The 19,101-nt window shown below is 35.2% G+C and carries 18 protein-coding genes, 1 tRNA gene and 1 pseudogene; 12 read left to right on the plus strand and 8 right to left on the minus strand.

Going from position 1 to position 19,101, the window contains the following annotated elements; genetic code table 11:
- Positions 1-64: 64 nt before the first annotated feature.
- The 3 genes from K5R64_RS04410 to K5R64_RS04420 all read right to left on the minus strand — a co-directional run bounded on the left by K5R64_RS04410 (position 65) and on the right by K5R64_RS04420 (position 5,753).
- Complete coding sequence (locus tag K5R64_RS04410) at positions 65-2,170, minus strand: bifunctional aldolase/short-chain dehydrogenase (protein ID WP_220761317.1); 2,106 nt, start codon at positions 2,168-2,170, stop codon at positions 65-67.
- Positions 2,171-2,592: 422 nt separating this feature from the next.
- Positions 2,593-4,935, minus strand: a complete 2,343-nt coding sequence (locus tag K5R64_RS04415) for a type IA DNA topoisomerase (protein ID WP_220761319.1) — start codon at positions 4,933-4,935, stop codon at positions 2,593-2,595.
- 50 nt (positions 4,936-4,985) lie between these two features.
- Entirely contained in the window at positions 4,986-5,753 is a 768-nt protein-coding gene (locus K5R64_RS04420) for a DUF4339 domain-containing protein (RefSeq protein WP_220761321.1), read from the minus strand.
- Between the two features lie 327 nt (positions 5,754-6,080).
- Between K5R64_RS04420 and K5R64_RS04425 the strand changes: the two genes are divergently transcribed.
- Both K5R64_RS04425 and K5R64_RS04430 read left to right on the plus strand, forming a co-directional pair.
- Positions 6,081-7,199, plus strand: coding sequence for a VWA domain-containing protein (locus K5R64_RS04425; RefSeq protein WP_220761323.1), 1,119 nt, complete (start codon positions 6,081-6,083; stop codon positions 7,197-7,199).
- Positions 7,200-7,351: 152 nt separating this feature from the next.
- Positions 7,352-8,815 carry a magnesium chelatase gene (locus tag K5R64_RS04430; protein ID WP_220761329.1) on the plus strand — a complete coding sequence of 488 codons (1,464 nt, stop codon included), beginning with the start codon at positions 7,352-7,354 and terminating at the stop codon, positions 8,813-8,815.
- A gap of 172 nt (positions 8,816-8,987) precedes the next feature.
- Here K5R64_RS04430 and K5R64_RS04435 read toward each other — a convergent pair.
- The 5 genes and pseudogenes from K5R64_RS04435 to K5R64_RS04455 all read right to left on the minus strand — a co-directional run bounded on the left by K5R64_RS04435 (position 8,988) and on the right by K5R64_RS04455 (position 11,986).
- A tRNA-Tyr gene (locus K5R64_RS04435) sits at positions 8,988-9,068 on the minus strand.
- A gap of 181 nt (positions 9,069-9,249) precedes the next feature.
- Positions 9,250-9,639: pseudogene (locus K5R64_RS04440) on the minus strand (TlpA family protein disulfide reductase); the annotation flags it as partial.
- Between the two features lie 18 nt (positions 9,640-9,657).
- Positions 9,658-10,413 carry a DUF4369 domain-containing protein gene (locus tag K5R64_RS04445; RefSeq protein ID WP_220761331.1) on the minus strand — a complete coding sequence of 252 codons (756 nt, stop codon included), beginning with the start codon at positions 10,411-10,413 and terminating at the stop codon, positions 9,658-9,660.
- Positions 10,414-10,667: 254 nt separating this feature from the next.
- On the minus strand, positions 10,668-11,456 hold the full coding sequence (locus K5R64_RS04450; protein WP_220761333.1) for an anti-sigma factor domain-containing protein: 789 nt from the start codon (positions 11,454-11,456) through the stop codon (positions 10,668-10,670).
- The gene (locus K5R64_RS04455; protein ID WP_220761335.1) at positions 11,456-11,986 is read right to left on the minus strand and encodes an RNA polymerase sigma factor; all 531 of its coding nucleotides are present in this window, start codon (positions 11,984-11,986) and stop codon (positions 11,456-11,458) included. The genes K5R64_RS04450 and K5R64_RS04455 overlap by 1 nt, the downstream gene beginning before the upstream one ends.
- Positions 11,987-12,248: 262 nt before the next feature.
- Here K5R64_RS04455 and bshA point away from each other — a divergent pair, with 262 nt between their 5' ends.
- The 10 genes from bshA to K5R64_RS04505 all read left to right on the plus strand — a co-directional run bounded on the left by bshA (position 12,249) and on the right by K5R64_RS04505 (position 18,967).
- Entirely contained in the window at positions 12,249-13,412 is a 1,164-nt protein-coding gene (bshA, locus tag K5R64_RS04460; protein ID WP_220761337.1) for an N-acetyl-alpha-D-glucosaminyl L-malate synthase BshA, read from the plus strand.
- A gap of 10 nt (positions 13,413-13,422) precedes the next feature.
- On the plus strand, positions 13,423-13,851 hold the full coding sequence (locus tag K5R64_RS04465; protein WP_220761339.1) for a protease complex subunit PrcB family protein: 429 nt from the start codon (positions 13,423-13,425) through the stop codon (positions 13,849-13,851).
- 504 nt (positions 13,852-14,355) lie between these two features.
- The gene (locus K5R64_RS04470; protein ID WP_220761341.1) at positions 14,356-14,691 is read left to right on the plus strand and encodes a helix-turn-helix transcriptional regulator; all 336 of its coding nucleotides are present in this window, start codon (positions 14,356-14,358) and stop codon (positions 14,689-14,691) included.
- A 19-nt stretch (positions 14,692-14,710) separates the two neighbouring features.
- Complete coding sequence (locus K5R64_RS04475; protein WP_220761343.1) at positions 14,711-15,151, plus strand: SRPBCC domain-containing protein; 441 nt, start codon at positions 14,711-14,713, stop codon at positions 15,149-15,151.
- Positions 15,152-15,156: 5 nt separating this feature from the next.
- Complete coding sequence (locus K5R64_RS04480) at positions 15,157-16,119, plus strand: SRPBCC domain-containing protein (protein WP_220761345.1); 963 nt, start codon at positions 15,157-15,159, stop codon at positions 16,117-16,119.
- A 14-nt stretch (positions 16,120-16,133) separates the two neighbouring features.
- Complete coding sequence (locus K5R64_RS04485) at positions 16,134-16,622, plus strand: SRPBCC domain-containing protein (protein WP_220761347.1); 489 nt, start codon at positions 16,134-16,136, stop codon at positions 16,620-16,622.
- Position 16,623: 1 nt separating this feature from the next.
- A complete protein-coding gene (locus K5R64_RS04490) occupies positions 16,624-17,517 on the plus strand; it encodes an alpha/beta fold hydrolase (protein ID WP_220761349.1) in 894 nt (297 codons plus the stop codon).
- A gap of 65 nt (positions 17,518-17,582) precedes the next feature.
- Positions 17,583-17,972 carry a DoxX family protein gene (locus K5R64_RS04495; RefSeq protein WP_220761351.1) on the plus strand — a complete coding sequence of 130 codons (390 nt, stop codon included), beginning with the start codon at positions 17,583-17,585 and terminating at the stop codon, positions 17,970-17,972.
- A gap of 38 nt (positions 17,973-18,010) precedes the next feature.
- Positions 18,011-18,439: a VOC family protein gene (locus K5R64_RS04500; protein ID WP_220761352.1), complete on the plus strand. Its 429-nt coding sequence runs from the start codon at positions 18,011-18,013 to the stop codon at positions 18,437-18,439.
- 33 nt (positions 18,440-18,472) lie between these two features.
- On the plus strand, positions 18,473-18,967 hold the full coding sequence (locus K5R64_RS04505) for an SRPBCC domain-containing protein (RefSeq protein WP_220761353.1): 495 nt from the start codon (positions 18,473-18,475) through the stop codon (positions 18,965-18,967).
- Positions 18,968-19,101: the final 134 nt, after the last annotated feature.

Raw genomic sequence — 19,101 nt, forward strand, 5'->3', positions numbered from 1 at the left:
AAGATATTATTGATTAAAACTGTAGTCTCTTAGCACCTTAGGAACTTAGTACCTTAAAAAGTTTTTATCTTACAAAAGCATTGGCCATTCCACCATCAACATTGATGATGTTACCAGTAGATTTGTCAAGGATACCTACTAAAGCAAATACACCGTTAGCAATATCATCTGGAGTAATGATTTCGTTCAATAAATTTCTTTTAGCATAGAATGCTGGTAATTCTTCAACGGTAATTCCGTTTGCTTTAGCCCTTCCTTCAGCCCAAGCACCTTCCCAGATTTTACTTCCTACAATAACACCATCAGGGTTTACCGTATTTACTCTTACTTTGTCTTTTGCTAATTCAGCTGCTAATAAACGCACCATGTGTTGTTGTGCTGCTTTTGCAGTTCCGTAAGCTACATTGTTTGGACCAGCTACTAAACCATTTTTACTAGCAATAGCAATATAATCACCACCCAAACCTTGTTTGCGAACGATTTCAGTAAATTGTTTTGCTAAATCAAATTGTCCTTTTACAAGGATACTTTGTAGAATATTCCAGTCTTTGTCAGTCGTTTCTTCGATAGATTTAGAAATTGCTAAACCAGCACTGTGAACGATGATGTCCACACCTCCAAATTCAATAACCGCTTTTTTGTATGCCGATGCAATAGATTCAATATTCGTTACATCACAAACAGCGTAGGTTGAAACGTCTCTTTTGTAAGTAGCATTTGCTTCGATAAGTGCTTGCTCATTAATGTCAGTCAGGACTACATTAGCTCCATTTGCTGCTAATTTATCAGCAATCGCTTTACCAATTCCTCCACCTGCTCCAGTAACTAAGGCTACTTTACGAGACAAAGCCGCTTCTTTTGGCATACGTGATAATTTAGCTTCTTCTAGCAACCAATATTCGATATCAAAAGCCTCTTGTCTTGGTAATGAAGTGTAAGCAGTAATTGCCTCAGCACCACGCATTACGTTGATAGCGTTGATGTAAAATTCACTTGCAACTCTAGTAGTTTGTTTGTCTTTTGAAAAACTAAACATACCTACACCAGGATAAATAATAATCACAGGGTTTGGATCACGCATCGCTGGGCTATTGCTTTTTTTGCAAGTTTCGTAGTAGTTTTTATACTCTTGTCTGTAAGCTTCAAATGCCGGTTCTAATTTAGCAAGAATAGCAGCTGAGTCAGATAAATCTTCATTAGGATCTAAAGTCAATACCAAAGGTTGGATTTTAGTTCTCAAGAAATGGTCAGGGCAAGAAGTACCCATAGGCGCTAAACGCTCTAAGTCATTACTGTTGATATATTCCATCACCACATCACTATCAGAGAAGTGTCCAATCATTCTTTTTTCAGAAGAACATAGCCCTCTTAATAAAGGCATGATTTGAGCTGCTTTTTCAAGACGCTCTTCTTTTGGTAAGCTTTGTACTTTTTGTCCACCAAAAACACTTCCTTTTTCAGCAATCTTTTTCTCAATATATTCAGAAGCCATTTCGATAACTTCTAAACTGTTGATATAACACTCATAAGAAGTATCTCCCCAAGTAAACAAACCGTGAGAACCTAAAACGATTCCTCTGATTCCAGGGTTATCGGCTAAACATTTTTCTAATTGAAGACCTAAGTCAAAACCAGGACGTTGCCATGGCACCCATCCCATAGTGTCACCCCAAATTTCTTTGGTTACTTTTTCGCTATCTGCAGCAGCTGCAACCGCAATCAAAGCATCAGGATGCAAGTGGTCAATATGTGCAAAAGGTAATAATCCGTGTAAAGGTGTATCGATAGAAGGTGCTTTACTATCTAAGTCATAAATACAGTGGTCAAAAAGTCCTACCATACGGTCTTCGTCTTCTAATCCACCGTACACTTTTTTCAAGTCACGCAATCTGTCAGTATATAAACCTGCAATACCAGCTCTAGTTAAAGTCCCAATATCACCACCAGAACCTTTCACCCACATTACTTCTACATCAGCATTGGTCAAAGGGTCTTTTTCAATGGTTTTACAACTGGTGTTTCCACCACCATAATTAGTGATTCTAAGGTCTGCACCTAAAATGTTTGAGCGATATAAAAATAAAGCAACTTGATCATCTCCTAAAGCGGCTGCTTTATCATTATCCCAAAGGTAGTTTACGTGATTAAATTTTGTTGTCGTTGTATTCATAAAAGAGTTTATTTTGTTGATTAAAGCAAAATTAAGTTAGTAAAATGTAGTTGGTGTCCTGATGTGTACTGCTTTTAGAGATTTTTTTGTTAAAAAGAAAATTAATTTATAACTTTTAAGTTGATTATCAATGTTTTTTTAATTTTGGTATGGGTGAAAAAATGTAGTAATTACAAGGGATTAGTGGATGTGAAGCGTTTACAGATGACTTAAAATTGTAAGACTATAAAGTTTAAAATATATTTTTTAAATTTTCTTTTTTTTTGAGAAAAAAGACGGATTTTTTGATAGAAAGTATATTTTTTAACTTTGCAAACTATAAAAAGACTAATTCAAGAACTTTTTTGGAGGTATTTAGGTAGGCAATTTTTTTGATGTATAATTGGACAGTGAAGAAGAAGATAGTATTTAAGAAGGACTATTTAAAATCCTTCCGTTAAAATGGCGTACACTAGTGCTTTGGTCGGTTTTTGATGGTTCAACTTTTCTCTTACCACCTCAAAAAGGACTTTAAAATTACAATTTGATTTATAATTGCTACATCCATAAGCGGTTTTTCCTTTAAGGAGGTGGCCTTTTTGACATTTTGGGCAAGGCATGAGTTCACTGGTGTTTTCGGTAGTGCTTTCTTTTGAGTTTGCGAGAGGGGACGTTGCAGGTGTTTTTTGGATTAATTCTAGTTTGAAATTTTCGTCTAATTTCAGTACACCTTCGGTGGTGGTACCAGAGGGTGTTTTAAAATCTTTTAAATTGACAGTAGCACCTTTTTGTAATAAACGTAGGTATTGGTTTTCAGAAATTTTTTTCTCGGCATAAACAAATGGCAATACAAAGTCGCAACCTGATAGGTAATTGCCACAGCCATAAGCTTTTTTTCCTTTAAGAAGATTGCTTTTTTTACATTTAGGACAGGAAATTGCAGTAATACCTGCGTTCTTTTTTTGTTCTGTTTTTTCTGCTTGTTGGGCAACTTGTACCACATGTGATATGCTAGCATGAACAGCTTCACTCCGTACTTCATATACCAAATCATCTACCATTTGTTTCATGTTTTTGATAAATGCTGCAGCTGAATATTCGCCTTTTTCTATGTCTTTTAATTGTTTTTCCCAAGTCCCTGTTAATTCGGCTGATTTGATTAAATCATTTTGGATGGTGGCAATCAATTGGATGCCAGTAGGTGTTGGAAGAACTTGTTTTTTGTTTCGTACAATATATTGTCTTTTGAAAAGGGTTTCGATGATATTGGCTCGAGTTGACGGACGTCCTATACCATTCTCTTTCATAATTTCACGCAGGTCTTCGTCGTCTACTTGTTTTCCTGCTGTTTCCATGGCACGTAGTAAAGTTGCTTCGGTAAATTGGTGCGGTGGTTTGGTTTCCTTTTCTAAAAATGAAGGTTCGTGCGGTCCTTTTTCTCCAATTTGAAAATTAGGCAACACGTCGGATTCTTTCTCTTTGGTCTCTGAGTTGTTTTCTGAAACGGTTTCAAAAACCACACGCCAACCTTTTTTCAAAATGACTTTTCCGGTAGTTTTAAAAGTAACTGTAGCAGCTTTTCCAATTACGGTGGTGTTGGCAACCAAACAATCCTCGTAAAATACTGCGATGAAGCGTTTGGTGATGATGTCATAAACTTGTTGTTGGTTATAGGGTAAATTGTTTTGAATACCAGTAGGAATAATGGCGTGGTGGTCTGTTACTTTTTTATCATTAAATACCTTGGCCGATTTTTTTATTTTTTTGCCCAATAAAGGTTCTGTTAAGACGCTATAATTGGTTAGTTTTTGAAGAATTTCAGGTACTTTTGGATAAATATCACTAGGCAAAAACGTCGTGTCCACTCTAGGATAGGTGATGACTTTTTGTTCGTACAATGTTTGGGCAATTTTTAAGGTTTCTTCAGCTGAAAACCCAAATTTTGTATTGCAATAAACTTGTAAACCTGTTAGGTCAAATAATTTTGGAGCATATTCGTTTCCGTTTTTTTTATCGGAAGAAATAATTTTAAATTCGCTTTCTTTGACTTGATTGGCTAATCGTTCCCCATCTTCTTTGTTTAAAAATCGACCTTCTTCGTAACTAAAAAGTGTTGCTCTATACAGGGTTTGCAATTCCCAGTAGGGTTGTGGTTTGAAATTTTCGATTTCTTTAAATCGGTCCACGACCATGGCAAGTGTAGGGGTTTGTACGCGACCTATAGACAACACTTGCTTATATCCGCCATATTTTACGGTATATAAACGGGTGGCATTCATGCCCAAGAGCCAGTCTCCAATAGCTCTTGAAAAGCCAGCGTGGTATAAATTGTCAAAATGAGTTGAAGGTTTTAGATTTTCAAAACCTTCTTTGATGGCTTCAGTGGTAAGCGAGGATATCCAGAGTCGTTGCACTTCGCCCTTATAATTGGCTTCATTCATGACCCAGCGTTGAATAAGTTCTCCTTCTTGTCCAGCATCCCCGCAGTTGATAACGACATCCGCTTTGTCGAACAAACTTTTTATGATGTTGAATTGTTTTTGAATTCCTGCGTTGGGCACTACCTTAGTTTCGAATTTTTCAGGCAGCATTGGCAGGTTGTTCAGATCCCAGCTTTTCCAATGAGGTTTGTAATCATTGGGTTCTTTTAAGGTGCATAAATGCCCAAATGTATAGGTAACTACATAACCATTCCCTTCAAAATAACCGTCGTGCTTAGTGTTTGCACCTAAAACAGAAGCGATTTCACGTGCTACACTGGGTTTCTCCGCTATACAAACCTTCATTTTTTTTCGTTTATTAGGCGCTAAGACCTTATTTTTGCTTCTATTGGGTGTTAATGGAGTCGTTCCAATTCTAATGATAGACGATGGTTTTCGTCTTCAATTTTTTCCATTTCATTTTTCCAATGTGCTATTTGTTTATTAGCCTCATTGATTTCCTCTTCGCGTTCAGCAGCCGATCTTAAAAATTGAAAATTAGAAGCTTCTGCCAGTTGTTTTTTGGCTTCTTCAAAATTGGTGTTGGCTACAATTAAGAGTTCCTTGTTATTGAATATTTTGTTTTGGATGTTTTCTTTTTTCTCTTTTAAAATTCGGTCGGCTTCAATTTTTTCTTGGATAGCCAATTGTATTTTTTGTTCTTCAATTTCTTTTTGTTGCAAGCGGAATTGAATGTTGTTTTTTTCGGTTTGTTTGTTCAGTAGTTCCAATTTTTCTCGTCGGTTTTGTTGGTAAACACTCAAGAAAAAACTAGCAATAATCAGAATTCCAAAAAAACAAATAAAGTAAAAAACACTTCTTTTTAAGCCAAAAATACGTTTCTTCTTTTTAGGAGAACTAACTGCATGGGTTTCTATATTTTCAACTGGAGTTGTTGCTGTGACAGGAGCTGGGCTTGTAACAACAGGCGTTACAACAGTTTTGATAGGTGGCGGAATAGGAACCAGCAGGCTTTTGAGTTCTTCGACTTCGGCAGCTGTTTTCCAATCCGGCATTCCCTGACACCATACGGGGGTGTTGGGTTTGATATTTTTAGATTTTAATTCTTCTAGGGTAAATGGACCACTACTTTCAATTCCGTTATGCAGGAAATAACTATTCATTGCTTTTTTGATGGTTTAATTTTGTGTCAAAAATACAAAACAAATTGGTACGAAGGAACGTAAAATGGAGCCGAATGACGTTTTGGTTTGCAGTTTGGTCTTTTCTGTCAAGGATAGGAACGAAAAGCCCGCAAAGGGGGAAGGCGAATAAAATAAACTCCAAAAGAGCGACTGCAAGAAGCTCCTTTTTGGGGTTGTATTTTATAGCCTGATGCCTGCGGACTTGTAGTGGATAGCCTGCCCGGACAGCTTAAAAACAGGATTTTAACTTAAAATTAATAAACGTTTGGGGGAGCTATACTTTAAAAAAGCCGTAATTTTAAAATTATGAAAAATGAAGTTAAAAAAGGGTTTTATTTTAAGCAATACACGGCACCAGAACAGAGTCCGTTTGAGAAACTTTTTCAGATTTTCAAAGAGTTGATTACGCATACCTCTGGGGATTTTGACGAAGCTATCAGTTGGTTACGCGAATTAGACAAGGAATATCAACTCACGGACGAAAAGTATACCATTGATGATTTTATTGAAGATTTAAAGAAAAAAGGCTACATCAAGGAAGAGTTGCGTGATGATGGTAGTGGAGGTTTAGGTATTACAGCTAAAACGGAGCGTGCGATTCGCCAACAGGCATTGGACCAAATTTTTGGAAACCTGAAACGCTCGGGCTCGGGGAATCATAAAACCAAACACTCAGGTATTGGGGATGAGCATACGGGGGAGTTTCGGGAGTTTTATTTTGGGGATAGTCTTGAACGGATTTCGCTTACGGAGAGTTTACGCAATGCGCAAATCAATCATGGGATAGGTGATTTTAGATTGACTGAAAATGATTTGGTTGTTGAAGATACCTTGCATAAATCTCAAATGAGTACTGTACTGATGATTGACATTAGTCACAGTATGATATTGTATGGTGAGGACAGAATTACGCCTGCTAAAAAAGTGGCAATGGCTCTGGCAGAGCTTATTACAACCCGTTATCCAAAAGATACTTTAGATATATTGGTTTTTGGAAATGACGCTTGGCCTATTGCGATTAAGGATTTGCCTTATTTGAAAGTGGGGCCTTATCATACCAATACGGTTGCAGGATTGCAATTAGCGATGGATATGCTTCGCAGAAAACGCAATACCAACAAACAGATATTTATGATTACCGATGGCAAGCCTAGTTGTGTGAGAGAACGTGACGGGAGTTACTACATGAACAGTAACGGTCTTGATGAATATATTGTAGATAAATGCTATACTCAAGCGCAACAAGCTAGAAAATTGCATATTCCTATTACGACTTTCATGATTGCCAGTGACCCTTATTTGCAGAAGTTTGTCAATAAATTTACGGAGGCCAATCAAGGGAAGGCTTTTTATACGGGCTTAAAAGGGCTGGGCGAAATGATTTTTGAGGATTATGAAACGAATAGGAAGAAGCGGGTGAGGTAGTTGATTAGTCGTCAGTAGCTAGTGGTCAGTGGTCAGTTTTTTTTAGTATTCAGTAATTATAAGATGTCAAATTTTAGTTGATTGTTAAGCGTTTATAGTTTATGGTTTAGAGTGAAGGATTAAGAAAAAAAATAGATAGAAATAAAGATAAAATGAACATACAAAACATAAAAACTTTAGGAGAGCTCAAGGCTTCGGGATACCAATCCAAATCGATTAAGGACGAATTGAGGGCCAACTTAATTGAGAGAAAAAAAGCGGGAAAACCTGTTTTTGAGGGCGTTCATGGATTTGAAAACACCGTGATTCCGGAGTTGGAACGCGCTATATTATCTCGACACAACATCAATTTATTGGGTTTGAGAGGGCAGGCGAAAACCAGATTGGCACGCAAGATGGTGGAGTTGCTCGATGAATATATTCCCTATGTGAGTGGTTCGGAGATTAATGACGACCCTTTTTGTCCGATATCGAGGTTTGCTCAGGATATTATCAAGGAACAGGGTGATGAAACCCCTATTTCATGGTTGCATCGCAAGGAGCGCTTTTCGGAGAAATTAGCAACTCCAGATGTCACCGTTGCCGACCTGATAGGAGATGTGGACCCGATTAAAGCGGCTAATTTGAGGTTGTCTTATGCTGATGATAGAGTGATTCATTTTGGGATGATTCCGCGGGCCAATCGCTGTATTTTTGTGATTAACGAATTGCCTGATTTGCAAGCGCGCATTCAGGTGGCTTTGTTCAATATTTTACAAGAAGGGGATATTCAGATTCGAGGGTTTAAATTGCGTTTGCCTCTTGATATCCAATTTGTTTTTACGGCCAATCCTGAGGATTATACCAATAGAGGAAGCATTGTAACACCGTTGAAAGACCGTATTGGTTCACAGATTCTAACACATTATCCAGAAACCGTTGCTATTGCCCGAACGATTACAGAGCAAGAGGCTAGATTGGATAAGGAGCAGGAGGAAAGGGTGTATGTTCCGTCGCTGGCAAAGGATTTGTTGGAACAAATTAGTTTCGAAGCAAGAGTTAGTGAATATGTTGATTATAAAAGTGGGGTAAGTGCCCGAATGAGTATTACGGCTTATGAAAATTTATTGAGTACCGCCGAACGTAGGTGTTTACTGAATGGAGAAGACAAAACGGTGGTTCGTTTGTCTGATTTTATGGGGGTGATTCCTGCTATTACAGGAAAGATAGAATTGGTTTATGAAGGTGAGCAGGAGGGAGCGGCATTTGTAGCGCAACATCTGTTGGGAGCTGCCATTCGCAATTTGTTTCCTGACTATTTTCCAAAAATTGAAAAACTCGAAAAACCCAATGAGAAAAATACCTATACCGACTTGGTTGAATGGTTTTTTGCAGAAAATGGTTTTGAATTGCTAGACGAATGTACGGATGCGGAATACCAAACTATCCTCAATGGTATCGAACCGCTTGAAGTTTTGATTCAAAAGTTTCAAAATAAAGTACCGAAAGAAGAGCAACTTTTTATGAAAGAATTTGTACTGTGGGCGATGGTTGAAAACAGAAAACTAAGTAAAGACCGTATCGCAACAGGATATCAGTTTAGAGATATTTATGGCAGTTATATAAACAAACTGTAAAAATTGATTGAAGTTTAAAAAGGATTTGGATTTTTTCTGAATCCTTTTTTGTTTTAAAAAACAATGTTTTTTGATTTGTCGTACTTTGATTTGATTAGTTTTTTAAAAGCGTCATTATTATCCTTTATTAATGGGGTAAAAAAAACGCTACAAATTTTTGCAGCGTTTTTTGTGGGGAGAGCAGGATTCGAACCTGCGAAGTTTTCACAGCAGATTTACAGTCTGCCCTCGTTGGCCGCTTGAGTATCTCCCCATGACCAATGTGTTGTTGCTTGTTGTTCTAAGCGGTTGCAAATATAAGAACAGTTTTGGTTTGTACAAACTTATTTCCCCTTATTTTTTCGGATATTTTCAGTATTTTTTTTAAACGGTTGGTATTGAATAAAATAAAAAAATCTCCCAAAGGAGATTTTTTTATAAACGTATTAAGTAGGCTATTTTTTATTTAAAAGTTCAATGATTTTAGCTCTTAGAGCATCTCCTCTTAAATCTCTGGCAACAATAGTTCCTGATGCATCAAGAATAAATGTCGCTGGAATAGCTTCTACCTGATATTGTCTTGCGATGGGTTCGTCCCAAAATTTTAAATTAGAAACATGCACCCATGTTAATTTGTCTTTAGCAATGGCTTCTTTCCATTTGGCTTTGTCCTTATCTAAGGACACACCAACAATGTTAAGACCTTTGGAATGTAGTTCGTTGTAAATAGCTACTACATTTGGATTTTCTTGCCTACAAGGTCCACACCACGAAGCCCAAAAATCAACAACAGTTACTTTTCCTAGATTTTCCTTGAGTGAAATTATTTTTCCTTCAGGGTTAGGTCCAGAAAAATCTGTTCTTCATTTAGCTTCAGCACCACCAGCTTGTGGAGCTGTACCTACAGCAGGGTTTTTAATTTCGCCTAATCTTGTTTTGATAGCTTTTCCTGGTTTAGTATTTTTTAAGGACTCTTCAAAACTATTATAGATAGCTTCTGCTTTTTTAACATCAGCAGTAGGGTCATTAAGCATTCCTTGGATGATTAAAGCACTAATTAATGATTTTGGATGTGTTTCAGCATATCCGATGTATTTTGCTTTAGAAGCATTACCTACTTCTTCTTGAATTTTAGAAAATTGTTGCATTAAGCTATTGATTACCGCAGTATCTTTAGCTTGTTGTGCAGTATTCATTTTCCCCATATTCTGAGTTTGGAAATCCATTAATTTCTTTTGGATTCCTTTGATTTCTTCATTGAATTTAACATATTCCTCGTTATTGTAAGTTCCAGAAACTTTTGCGTTTTGGATACTATCTTTGTTAATAACGATTTTAATATCTCCATTTTCTAATATAAAAGGAACTTTACCTTGAATACCTTCGATTTGTAAAGTGTGGAAAGAAGGCTCTAATGCTTTTCCTTCAAATACAAATTTACCATTTTCAACTTTAGCTGTATCAACAGACTTTAATCCCATACCACTTTCATCTTGTGTTTCAAGGATGATTGTTTTTCCATTTTCAATTCCTTCAATACTTCCAGAAACGGTGTACTTGTCTTTGTTACAAGAAAATAATAAAAGAGAAGCAGATAGTAAAAAAAATATTTTTTTCATTACAATTAAATTAGTTATTATGTTAAGCGGACAAAAGTATTATAAAAATATAGAAGTCACTTAATATTAAGGACTAAATTTTTGTTATAGTTTTTTAATTTTAACATTAATTTGGTTTTTTTACTAAAAGAGTAGATTTTTTTTAAAATAAGTGTTTGTTTTTGATTGAAGATTGGGTTATTCCTATTCTAAAATAAAGAAAAGGAACAACTATAAGTAATAGATGTTCCTTTTCAGTGGTAATTTATAGTATTTTAAACTTTTCCTAAGGTATATAATTGTTCCATTGTAGGCGTCAAACTTCCTCCTGCGGGTTCCAAAGTAATTCCAAAGGCTTCTGCATCAGCTGTTCCATCAACACTAAATAAACGTTGGCTGTTAGCCGCAAAATTATCCAACAATCCAATACTTGTAGGAGTAAGCGGACTTAGTTTTAATGACCATACTTGATACACCATGCCTTTTGGTGGTTCTGGTAATCCTGTGGCATCTACATAAACTTTTTGAGAGTCTTTGTTCCAATAAATTTTAGCAAAAGATTCAGGAGCCACTGCTTGGCCTCCAAGCGCTACCACTTTAGTGTTGTTGTCTCGGATAAAGGCTAAGCTAGATTCTATTGCTTTGTTTTCTAGAGTAAGCGTATTGAGTTCTTTTTCTATTTTACTTTTTTCAGCTTCTGTTGTTGCCACTTGATTAGTTGCCGTTGTGAGTTGAGTGTATTGGTATCCAATACCTACTAATAATAGTATTGCAGCTGCCCAGCCTAAGTAAGAAGAAAGGTTACGCTTTGGTTCCATTTCAATTACTTTAGCTTCAGGATTTAATCCTAGTTTGCTTTTAATTTTCTCATAATTACGGATAGAATTAAAAGGAGAGAAACTAGAGGATAAAGCTACAACTGTTTTCTCAATGGCTACAATTTCAGCTAGTAATTCGGGGTCGTTTTTGGCCTTATTGGCAATTTCTTCGTTTTCAGCCTCACTGAGTAAGCCGTAAACGTAAAGTTCTAATATGCCTGAGTTGATATATTCTTTATTTTCCATTATACTTTCAAATAGGTTCTTAAATCATTTATACAATTCCTATTGTTGGTTTTTACAGTTCCAAGAGGAATTTCTAATTCATCAGCAGCTTCTTGTTGGGTGTATCCTTTAAAGAAAAGCAAATCTATTATTTGGATACATTTTGGTTTTAACCTTTTTACAAATTCTTGAAGTCCAATCGTATCTACCTTGTTAGTGAGTTTGGTATTGTCATCTAATAGATGTACGAAATTATCGGACGAAAGGTTTTTTTGGCTGTTGTTAAAGTTTTTAGAACGTAGTCTGTCTATTGAGGTATTTCGGGCAATATTGAGAATCCAAGTGTAAAAACGTCCTTTGCTTTCATTGTAAGAATCCATGTTTTTCCATATTTTAACAAATACTTCTTGGAGCACATCTTCGGCTTCTTCTGTGTTTTTGACCAGAACATTGATAACTGAAAACAAACTTTTGGAGTACATATCGTATAGATAAGTGAAAGCTTTGTCGTCTTTTTTGTAAATTAAAACTAATAACTCTTCTTGGGTCATGATGCTTTTTATTTGGTTTTACAAACTTATACAAACTTATTTACAATAATACTTAATTTAGTACAAATCAAATGGGTTTGTTTTTATAATGCACCTTTTTTTCAATAAAATAATTAAATAATTGCCTGAAATACATCTCAAAGCGTTCTTTGGTAAGCTTTGACCATTTTTTTCAAATTCAAAACAAAATTTAGTTTTAACTTTATTTTACGCTTTATTGTAGCATTTTTAACTAATTTGCGGGCTATAATAAAATCAATAAATGAGAATTGCAATTGTTTGTTATCCAACCTTTGGGGGGAGTGGTGTTGTTGCTACTGAGTTAGGATTAGAATTAGGGAGAATGGGGCACGAAGTGCATTTTATTACCTATAGTCAACCCGTTCGTTTGGCTTTGTTAAATCCTAATGTTCACTATCACGAAGTCAATGTGCCTGAATATCCTTTGTTTCATTACCAGCCCTATGAATTAGCTTTGTCAAGTAAACTTGTGGATATGGTAAAATTGTATAAAATCGAAATTTTACATGTTCATTATGCCATTCCTCATGCGTATGCAGGATATATGGCTAGGCAAATGTTAAAAGACGAAGGGATTCATATTCCGATGGTGACCACTTTACATGGTACGGATATCACATTAGTAGGGAATCATCCTTATTATAAACCTGCAGTAAGTTTTAGTATCAATAAATCTGATGTGGTGACTTCTGTTTCACAAAGTTTAAAGGAGGATACTTATCGATTATTGAATATCAAACGCGATATTCATGTGATTCCTAATTTTATAGAATTGGATAAAAATATTACTGATCCTCATATTCCTTGCCGTCGTTCGGTTATGGCTGATAAAGGAGAAAAAATTATTACTCATATAAGTAATTTTAGAAAGGTAAAACGCATTCCAGATATTATTAGGATTTTTTATAAAATACAACAAGAAATTCCAGCTAAATTAATGATGGTAGGAGATGGTCCTGAAAAAGAAAAAGCGGAGTTTTTGTGTCAAGAACTAGGTATCCTAGATAAGGTTATTTTCTTTGGAAACAGTCACGAGATAGATAAAATTTTGAGCTATTCGGATTTGTTTTTACTTCCTTCTGAAACAGAAAGTTTTGGTTTAGCTGCCTTAGAAGCAATGGCTTGGGGAGTACCAGTAATTTCCAGTAATTCAGGTGGATTACCTGAGGTGAATTTTGATGGTGTTTCGGGATATTTGAGTAATGTAGGCGAAATTGATGCAATGGCTAAAAATGCTGTTTCTATATTAAGTGACGACCTTGTGTTGGCTCAATTCAAGAAAAATGCATTAGAGGTTGCTAAAAAATTTGATATAAAAAACATACTTCCTCTTTATGTGAATTTGTATGAAGAAGCTTTAAAAAAATACGCTAAAAAAGCCAAACATTCCTCGGATTCCAATTAAAAATTATCAAATGAAAAAAGTAGTTTTTCTATTCTTGTCATTCGTTATCATTTCTTGTGGCTCAACCGCAGTAAAGAATCCAAAGAACCAGCCGTTATACCAAGTGTTGACCCAACAAGAAACAGGAGGTGCTAATATTCGATTTTATGAAATTTTGACAGAACCCAACGAAATCAAAATGTTACTCCATGATGCTTTTTTAAAAAAGAAAATAGTTAGTGAAGATATTGAGAATGCCAATTTTGTCATTTTAAATATGGGAGAGCATCCCACTGGAGGTTATAAAATAGGAGTAGAGGAGGTCTTCCAAAAGAAGGATTCTATAATTATTAAAATTAAAGAGGTTCAACCTAAACCAACGGATATAGTTGTACAAGAAATCACCTATCCATATAGTGTGGTAAAAATAAATTCCAAAAAACCAATTCGTATTCAATAATAGATTTTTTTAACAAATCCCGATTTTAGAGGATAAGAAATGCTATAGGAGCATTGGTTACTACTATTTTTTTTATTTATTGATCTTAAACCAAAATTCCGCTATAGAAATCTATTCAACTTTATTTTTCTTCAAATTCAGATACTTACGCAATTTTTTATCATTGAACCGAGAGTTTTGCTCGAACAGGTCAAGCAAATTTTTATAATATTAGAAATGATAATAATTTGCAAATGTGTGGTTGCATGATATTCCATCTCTTAGATTTTTAGTCTGTCGATCTAGCCGATTGCCTTCGAGATAAGCTTGGTTTGATTTATCTTATTTGTATTTCATTTTTCTTTTTTTCTTGGTCACAAACTATTATGAAATGAGTTTAAGTGATTGTAAAAGAAAGGTATAGTTTCGGTTATTTTATTCTTTTTATAAAAAAAAGAGATAAAATAATTTGCGCAACTGATTAATTGCGTATATATTTGCAACTATTCAATTGCGTAAAAATAAATGATGATGAGAAGAGATGTATTTCAGGCAATAGCCGACCCCACGAGAAGAGCAATTTTAGGATTGATTGCAGTACAAGCCATGACGCCGAACGCGATAGCGGCTAATTTTGATTCGAGTAGGCAGGCTATTTCAAAACACATTCAGATACTAACCGAATGCGAACTTTTGAATCAAGTGCAATCAGGTAGAGAAATTTACTATCATTTTAACCCTGAAAAAATGAAAGAAGTAGCTGATTGGTTAGCTCCATTCAAGAAATTATGGGAAGATCGTTTTGATCAATTAGACCAATTGCTTCTGAAAATGCAAACGGAATCAAAAGACGAAAAGTAATCAATCAACAAGTATTATAATGAATACAGAAAACAGACAATTAAACATTATTAGAATTTTTAAAGCTCCAATAGAACTCGTCTGGAAAGCTTGGACAGAACCAGAACTTATTGCAAATTGGTGGGGACCCAACGGATTTTCTACTACTATTCGCAATATGAATGTTGAGGTAGGTGGTGAATGGATACTCACTATGCACGGTCCTGATGGAACGAACTATCCGAATAAGAGCATTTATAAAGAAATCATCCCATTCAAAAAAATTGTTTTTGAACACTTTAATCCAAATTTCATTACTACTGTTTTATTTGAATCTAAGGGAGAAGAAACCCAAATGGATTGGACGATGTTATTTGAAACAGAAGAAATGTTTGAAGCGGTAGTAAAAGCCCACAAAGCAGATGAAGGTTTAAAACAAAATGTAGAAAAATTAGCTACCTATCTATCAACTCTAAAGTAATAAATATGAAAAACCTAACCGATTTTACCCAAGATTTAGATAACAAAAAACTATACGTAAAACGTTCCTTCAAGGCACCTTTAGAGTTCGTATGGAAAGCTTGGACAGAAGCCGATTTAATGGAGCAATGGTGGGCACCAAAACCCTATAAAGCAATAGTTAAATCGATGGATTTTAGCGAGGGAGGGCATTGTCTATATTATATGTTAAGCCCAGAAGGTGACAGACATTGGTGTCGTGTAGATTATTTAAAAATAAATCACCATCAAAATTTTAGCCTAAAAGATGCTTTTTGTGATGAAAATGGAGTTCCAAGTACTGAGCATCCTAGTATGCATTGGTACAACCAATTTGAATTCTTAGAAGATAAAACCCAAGTAAATATTGAAATTTCATTTGAAAAGGTTGAAGATATTCAAAAAATAATCGAAATGGGCTTTAAAGAAGGATTTACTGCTTCTCTTGAAAATCTTGATGCTTATATTGAACAAAAATTCAAATTACGAAATGAATTAAAAACCAATAATACCCCTAGAGTAGTAAGCTATCTTAATTTCCCAGGAAATACAGAAGAGGCTTTCCTATTTTATAAATCGGTTTTCAAAACCGAATTTAGCGGCAAAGGAATGCAACGTTTTGGTGACATACCTGCTGAACAAGGTCATCCACCCATTGCAGACGAAATCAAGAAGATGATTCTCCATGTTGAATTGCCTATTTTAGGAGGACATATTTTAATGGCAACCGATGCGCCAAAGGAAATGGGCTTTACATTGAATAGTGGGAATAATATGCACATTTGTCTTGAACCTGAATCAAGAGAGGAAACCCAACGACTATTTGATGCACTTTCAGAAGGTGGAAACATAACAATGCCTTTACAGGATATGTTTTTTGGTTCTTTTTTTGGAGAATGTTCGGACAAGTACGGTATCAATTGGATGTTTAATTTTAAGAATATCATTTAAAATTTTTTAGAACTATGGAGCTATCAAAAAATCAAGAAGTAAAAATAATTAGGATATTCGATGCTCCAATAGATATGGTTTGGAAAGCTTGGACCGATACTGAATTATTAATGAAATGGTATGCGCCTAATGGTTGTACCATTCATTTCAAACATATTGAAGTTGAAACGGGTGGTAAGTTCCATTCGTGCATTTCTAATCCTGAATATGGCGATTGTTGGTGTATTGGTGAATACAAAGAAGTGGTACCAAATTCGAAAATTGTATTTACAATGATTAACGCAGATGAAAATGGTAATCCGATTGACCCAACCAAAATTGGAATGGATCCTGATTGGCCCGGAGAAACACTTGTTACCATTACTTTCGAAAAAGAAAATACTAAAACAAGAATGGAATTGCATCAAACGGTTTCTCAAGAACTAGCAATAAAAACAGGAGCCTATCCTAGTTGGTTACAAATGTTAGATAAAATGCAATTGCTTCTCCATCAAAATAATTAGAATGAAAAAGACAAGCTTTTACTCAGTATTATTAGCACTTATGCTACTCTCGTGCAATCCCACAAAAAATAAAATTGAAAGAAATCAAATGAAAGCAACTGAAAATAATTCCTCAAATTATATAGAAGTAAATGGGCTAAAAATGTACTATGAAGTTCACGGACAAGGCAATCCATTGGTTTTAATTCACGGTGGTGGTTCTACAATTCAAACAACTTTTGGAAGAATTTTAGCTATACTGGCAAAAAAGAATAAAGTAATTGCTGTCGAGATGCAAGCACACGGACATACGGCTGACCGAGATACGCCACTCTCATTTGAGCAAGATGCCGATGATATTGCCTCATTACTTCGGCAACTTAATATTAAAAAAGCATCCATTTTTGGTTTCAGTAACGGAGCAAGTACAACGCTTCAGTTTGCCATTCGACATCCAGAAATGACCCATAAAATTATTGTAGCTTCTACTTTTTATAAAAAATCTGGGGCTCCCGATTGGTTTTGGGATATGATGAATACCCCCTCATTTGAAGGTATGCCGCAAATGTACAAAGACGAATTTTTAAAAATAAACCCAGATACCCTAGCGCTTCATCAAATGTATAAAAGAGATGTACAAAGAATGCAAACTTTTACAAACATTTCTGAGGAGCAAATAAAATCCATCAAAGCACCTACTTTAATCGTTATTGGAGACAAAGATATTGTTACTCCTGAACACGCCATCGAAATGCAAAGGCTTATTCCAAATTCTGAATTAGCAATTGTTCCAGGGGGTCACGGTACATATATGGGAGAAATTACCACATTAAAACCAAATTATAAAGAAACTGACTTTGTTATCATTCCATTGATAAATAATTTCTTAACCCAAGGAAACGATACAAATGAATAGTTTTATCGTGACTCAAATTAAAAAGTTAAAAAACCATTACAAATCATTATAAAACTAAAATAACTATGGAAACAAAAAAAACATCGAAAGCAATTGTATGGACATCCTACATTCTACAAGGAATTATAGTCCTAATGTTCTTAATGGGAGTCTTTATGAATCTTTCACAAAATGAAGAAGCCATAAAAGGCGGAATAGAAATGGGGTACCCTAAAGAAGCGATGCTCTATTTGGGCATTGTGCAACTTATTGCCGTTATTTTATATGCCATCCCAAGAACTGTAATCTTTGGTGCTATCCTCATTACTGGCTGGCTTAGTGGTGCGGTGGCAACACATGTTATCCATCGAGACCCACTATTTAACATTTTATTTCCTGTGATTTTTGGAATCATTGTTTGGGGCAGTATTTGGTTGCGAAATGAAAAGCTAAAAGCATTGTTATCAAATAAATAAAATTCTAAAATACAATGGCAAAAAATAAATTATTACGAATGGACAATGTTAGCATTGTTGTAGAATCACTGGATGATGCTATTGCATTTTTCTCAGAGATAGGATTAACCCTTGAAGGTAGAGGGAAAATAGAAGGAGAATGGTCTGGTCGAATTACGGGACTAGAAGCTCAACAAGTAGAAATAGCTATGATGGTGACACCTGATGGACATAGCAAAATAGAGCTTTCGAAATTCATTACGCCTTCTATTGTATCCGATCATAGAACTGCCCCTGTGAATTCTCTAGGTTATCTACGTGTTATGTTTACTGTAGAGGATATTGACGAACTGGTAGCAAGACTAATTAAACAAGGTGCTCAACTCGTTGGAGAAGTGGTTCAGTATGAAAACTCTTATCGTCTCTGTTACATTCGAGGAACAGAGGGAATTCTTATTGGATTGGCAGAAGAAATTGGTAAAAAGTAACATTCATCTAGATTTAATAAAAATGTGTTAATCATGGCTAACAAAACCACAATTACAGCAGCACCCAACAAGCAAGAACTTTTTATAACCAGAGAATTTGATGCGCCAAGAGAATTGGTTTTCAAAGCATTTACAACGCCTGAAATATTATTGCAATTTTATGCTCCTTATGGAATAAAAATGAAGTTCAATTATGCAGATTTCCGTAGTGGAGGCTCTTATAGTTGGACACATTCTGATGGAGCGGGTAAAATTTATTGCACGTTCAAAGGGGTTATTCACGAAATATTACCGCCCGAAAGAATGACTCAAACGGTAGAAATGGAAGATCAACCCAAAGCAGGAAACGTGATTTTGGAGATTTTTGATTTTGAAGAAATTGACAACAACAAAACAAAACTTATTATTCAAGATGTATTTCGATCCATTGAAGATCGAGATGAAATGGTACAAAGTGGTTTTGAAGGCGGTGTGGTGGCTATTTTTGAACAATTGGATGAATTATTAATAGAAGGAAAAATTAAATAGTAGCATCCATAATTTTAAATAAAATACTATGAGATCATCAAAAAATTTAAAACGCTGCCCAGAAGGACATCAATTTTATAAAAGTTCAGACTGTCCAATTTGTGAAGAAAATAGAAAACCAAGTGATAATTTTC

The sequence above is a fragment of the Flavobacterium sp. UMI-01 genome, from assembly GCF_019656315.1.
Lineage (GTDB): Bacteria > Bacteroidota > Bacteroidia > Flavobacteriales > Flavobacteriaceae > Flavobacterium.

Excerpts from the sequence above, each read along its gene's own strand:
- K5R64_RS04410 (WP_220761317.1), bottom strand. The coding sequence starts at position 2,170 with ATGAATACAACGACAACAAAATTTAATCACGTAAACTACCTTTGGGAT.
- K5R64_RS04415 (WP_220761319.1), bottom strand. The coding sequence starts at position 4,935 with ATGAAGGTTTGTATAGCGGAGAAACCCAGTGTAGCACGTGAAATCGCT.
- K5R64_RS04420 (WP_220761321.1), bottom strand. The coding sequence starts at position 5,753 with ATGAATAGTTATTTCCTGCATAACGGAATTGAAAGTAGTGGTCCATTT.
- K5R64_RS04425 (WP_220761323.1), top strand. The coding sequence starts at position 6,081 with ATGAAAAATGAAGTTAAAAAAGGGTTTTATTTTAAGCAATACACGGCA.
- K5R64_RS04430 (WP_220761329.1), top strand. The coding sequence starts at position 7,352 with ATGAACATACAAAACATAAAAACTTTAGGAGAGCTCAAGGCTTCGGGA.
- K5R64_RS04445 (WP_220761331.1), bottom strand. The coding sequence starts at position 10,413 with ATGAAAAAAATATTTTTTTTACTATCTGCTTCTCTTTTATTATTTTCT.
- K5R64_RS04450 (WP_220761333.1), bottom strand. The coding sequence starts at position 11,456 with ATGGAAAATAAAGAATATATCAACTCAGGCATATTAGAACTTTACGTT.
- K5R64_RS04455 (WP_220761335.1), bottom strand. The coding sequence starts at position 11,986 with ATGACCCAAGAAGAGTTATTAGTTTTAATTTACAAAAAAGACGACAAA.
- bshA (WP_220761337.1), top strand. The coding sequence starts at position 12,249 with ATGAGAATTGCAATTGTTTGTTATCCAACCTTTGGGGGGAGTGGTGTT.
- K5R64_RS04465 (WP_220761339.1), top strand. The coding sequence starts at position 13,423 with ATGAAAAAAGTAGTTTTTCTATTCTTGTCATTCGTTATCATTTCTTGT.
- K5R64_RS04470 (WP_220761341.1), top strand. The coding sequence starts at position 14,356 with ATGATGATGAGAAGAGATGTATTTCAGGCAATAGCCGACCCCACGAGA.
- K5R64_RS04475 (WP_220761343.1), top strand. The coding sequence starts at position 14,711 with ATGAATACAGAAAACAGACAATTAAACATTATTAGAATTTTTAAAGCT.
- K5R64_RS04480 (WP_220761345.1), top strand. The coding sequence starts at position 15,157 with ATGAAAAACCTAACCGATTTTACCCAAGATTTAGATAACAAAAAACTA.
- K5R64_RS04485 (WP_220761347.1), top strand. The coding sequence starts at position 16,134 with ATGGAGCTATCAAAAAATCAAGAAGTAAAAATAATTAGGATATTCGAT.
- K5R64_RS04490 (WP_220761349.1), top strand. The coding sequence starts at position 16,624 with ATGAAAAAGACAAGCTTTTACTCAGTATTATTAGCACTTATGCTACTC.
- K5R64_RS04495 (WP_220761351.1), top strand. The coding sequence starts at position 17,583 with ATGGAAACAAAAAAAACATCGAAAGCAATTGTATGGACATCCTACATT.
- K5R64_RS04500 (WP_220761352.1), top strand. The coding sequence starts at position 18,011 with ATGGACAATGTTAGCATTGTTGTAGAATCACTGGATGATGCTATTGCA.
- K5R64_RS04505 (WP_220761353.1), top strand. The coding sequence starts at position 18,473 with ATGGCTAACAAAACCACAATTACAGCAGCACCCAACAAGCAAGAACTT.